3 protein-coding genes are annotated in these 3,308 nt (G+C 71.5%); 1 reads left to right on the forward strand and 2 read right to left on the reverse strand.

Annotation, left to right across the window (positions count from 1 at the left end):
- Positions 1-1,331 (reverse strand): phosphoribosyltransferase domain-containing protein (locus tag L0P92_RS43225; protein ID WP_234768615.1); only part of this gene is annotated, 1,331 nt, incomplete at its 3' end.
- Positions 1,332-1,367: 36 nt separating this feature from the next.
- A complete protein-coding gene (locus L0P92_RS43230; RefSeq protein WP_234768616.1) occupies positions 1,368-2,555 on the reverse strand; it encodes an HpcH/HpaI aldolase/citrate lyase family protein in 1,188 nt (395 codons plus the stop codon).
- 188 nt (positions 2,556-2,743) lie between these two features.
- Here L0P92_RS43230 and L0P92_RS43235 point away from each other — a divergent pair.
- On the forward strand, positions 2,744-3,308 hold a 565-nt coding region (locus tag L0P92_RS43235), incomplete at its 3' end, for a TerD family protein (protein WP_234768617.1).

Raw genomic sequence — 3,308 nt, forward strand, 5'->3', positions numbered from 1 at the left:
GGGTGGGGACGGTTGTCATCCGGGCGCGGCCCGGTGGGGGCGGATCGCGCAGTTCCCCGCGCCCCTAGGGGGTTGCCGTCCCGGTCGACCTGATGCGCAGACTCCTGCAGCCCTGGCGCGCTGTCGTCCGCGTGCGGGCCGGTGGGGGCGGATCGCGCAGTTCCCCGCGCCCCTAGGGGGTTGCCGGCACGGTCGGCCTGATGCGCGGATACCTGCAGCCCTGGCGCGTTGTCATCCGGGTGCGGCCCGGCGGGGGCTGGTCGCGCAGTTCCCCGCGCCCCTGGGGAGGTGGTCCGGCCGTCGCCTTCAAAGCCGGCGGCGCCTGTCTCGCCCTCCGGGGACTCCGACACGCCCGCAGCCGACGAACCGCCGGCGCCGCCGTCCGGGGGCGCGGGGAACTGCGCGACCAGCCCCCGCCGGGCCGCACCCGACGAACCACCCTCCACGCCAACGCCGCCGTCCGGGGGCGCGGGGAACTGCGCGGCCAACCCCGACGCACCCGCACCCGACACACGACCCCCCGCGGCAACGCCGCCGTCTGGGGGCGCGGGGAACTGCGCGACCAGCCCCGACGCACCCGCAGCCGACGAACCACCCCCCACCGCACTCTCGGCCTCGTACCGCGCCACCAACGCCTGCCCCTTCTCCAGCACCCCCTCCGGCAGCCGTACGGTTCCCGAGGCCGCGGCCACCAGGTCGACCCTGGCGCCGATCTCCCGGGCGAAATCCGCGAGGCGCCCCGCGTCGGCCGTCGAGCGCATGTCCACCAGGGCGACCACGACGTACCGCCGCCGCGGATACCGCTCGTGCAGATCCCGGATGGTGTTCAGCACCGTGTTCCCGGTGGAGAACTCGTCGTCCACCAGCACCAGCGGCCCATCGCCGGCCAGCAGGGCCGGATCCTCCGGCAGCAGCAGATGCGACGTGGCGTGCGAGTGGGACTCCTCGAAGCCGCCCGCCGGGGCGACCCCGGCGACCGGGCGGCGGGTGGAGTGCAGATACGGCGCGTCCCCGACGCCGTCGGCGACGGCATGCCCCAGCCCCGTCGCCGTCTCCGCGTAGCCGAGGACGACCGCCCTGCCGACCTCCTCCGCGCCCAAAAGATCCCGTACCCGCCGACCCAGCGCGAACCCGGCCCCGTACACCACGGACGGCGACTGCGGAACGTGCTTGCCGAGCACGTTGGAGACCAGCAGATGCGCCCGCTTGGGGTTGCGCCGCAGGGCCAGCCCCAGCATCTGCTCGAGCTCGTCGTCGCCCACGAGCTGGACTCCGAGCCGCTCGGCGACCCAGCTCCCGGACCAGACCCCGTTGTTCACTGCGTTGTTCATGCGTCCCTTGGAAATATCGGAGATGGAGGCCGGCCGTCAGGCCGGAATCCCGGCGGCGAGCAGCTCCACGAAGCCGATGTCCTCGTTGGCCACACCGAACACCTCGGCCCGCAGCAGGGTCCGCTCGGCCCAGGCCCGGTGCGGCTTCACCTCGTTCATCTTGTTCGTGTACTGCGACCTCAGTACACCCCCACCACAGCGCTCCGGCCGCAGGATGTCCTGCGCGTCACTGAACTCCTCGTGACTGACCACGGACAGCGCGTGCACGGGCAGCACATGGGAGGGGTGGATGCAGGTCTTGCCGAGGAGTCCGTTGGCGTGGTCCATGGTGATCTCGCGCAGCAGGCCGTCCATGGAGTGCTCGATGAGGGCCTCGCGCAGTTCCTCGGCCTGGCCCTCCAGGAAGGGGCTGCGGCGCAGCTGGGGCTTGAACATACGTTCCTGCACCCGAAAGTACTCCCACACCGGCCCGGTCACCGTGAACCCGGTGCCGTCGGCTCTGCCCAGCATGTTCACCACGTCGGCGATCACGGAGGCGACGATCTGGACGTCGTACGCCGTCATGTCGGGGGCCCGGCGAAGGCCGTAGGAGGAGCAGAAGTCGGTGACTCCGAGCCGCAGCGCCAGCACCCGCTCGCGGTACTTGTCGACCGCGCGGAAGACACCCTCCAGGGTCTCCACGCGCGACTCGCGGTACAGCAGCTCGGGCGACTCCAGCACGGGCATGGCGAACAGCCGCCGCCCGCTCTGCGCCTCGGCGCTCGCGAGGGCCTCCAGGAACGGCATGCCGCGCTCCTCGGTGAACTTCGGCAGCACGAACCCGGACAGCAGCCTTACGGCGGGCCCGAGCCGCCGTACGAGGTCGGGGATCTGCTCGGGGGCACGGACCCGGATGAAGAGCAGCGGCAGCTCCACCGCGTCCTCCGCGCCGCCCGCGTTCTCCCGTGCGGCGAGTTCGGTGAACTGCCTGACGAGGTTCTCCTCGCCCTCCGCCACGTCCTCGTCGCCGATGGAGTCCTCCAGGCACAGCACCATCGAGACCACGCCGCGTCCGGTCTGTTTGACGATGTCGTCGGCGAGCCGCGGCCGGGTGGCCGGACTGTAGAGCGTGGCGCCCAGGGCCGCGGAGAGCAGCCGGGCCGGGGAGTCGGCGGAGAACTCGCACGGCTCCTGGTGGAAGAGGCGCTGCCGCACCTCCGGGGCGATGTGCCCGAAATGACGCATAGAGCTCCCCCGTGGTGGCTCAGTGGCCCCTGTGACCGGTTCACAGGTGGCCGGTAATAGTACGTAGATACCCATGTCGGGGGTTCCCGCAGGGCATGAATTTCTGGTAACGCGGACGAACACAGGCGCGCACGGTCCGTCGCACCCCCGCGTTGTCGTGACCAGGACGGAGAGGGCAGGATGACCGTATGACGCACGCGATGTTGAAGGGGTCGAACGTCCCGCTCGAAGCCACGACGGTACGCGCCGTGCTGCGCTGGACGCCCGGGCAGGGGGTCCCGGATGTCGACGCCTCGGCACTCCTCCTCGGCCCCGACGGTCGTGTGCGCTCCGACGAGGACTTCGTCTTCTACAACCAGCCCCGGCACCCCTCCGGGAAGGTCTGGCGGCTCGGCAAGAAGCGGGGCGCCGAGGGCCTCACCGACACGATCCAGACAGATCTCGCCGGTGTCGAGTCCGGCGTCGGTCAGATTCTGCTGGTCGCTTCGGCGGACGGCGTCGCCTTCGACCGCGTACGGGATCTGCGCATCGTGCTGTACGACGCCGCGGCCGCCGACGGCGATCCGCTGGCGTACTTCGACATCAAGCCGGAGACGGGCCAGGAGACGGCCCTGATCTGCGGCGAGCTGTACCGCCGCGGCGAGGGCTGGAAGTTCCGCGCCCTCGGCGAGGGCTACTCGGACGGCCTCAAGGGCCTGGCCACGGACTACGGCATCTCGGTGGACGAGTCCGAGGCGATGGACGAGCCCGCCC

This window comes from Streptomyces muensis, from assembly GCF_021474425.1.
GTDB lineage: Bacteria > Actinomycetota > Actinomycetes > Streptomycetales > Streptomycetaceae > Streptomyces > Streptomyces muensis.

Excerpts from the sequence above, each read along its gene's own strand:
- L0P92_RS43230 (WP_234768616.1), bottom strand. The coding sequence starts at position 2,555 with ATGCGTCATTTCGGGCACATCGCCCCGGAGGTGCGGCAGCGCCTCTTC.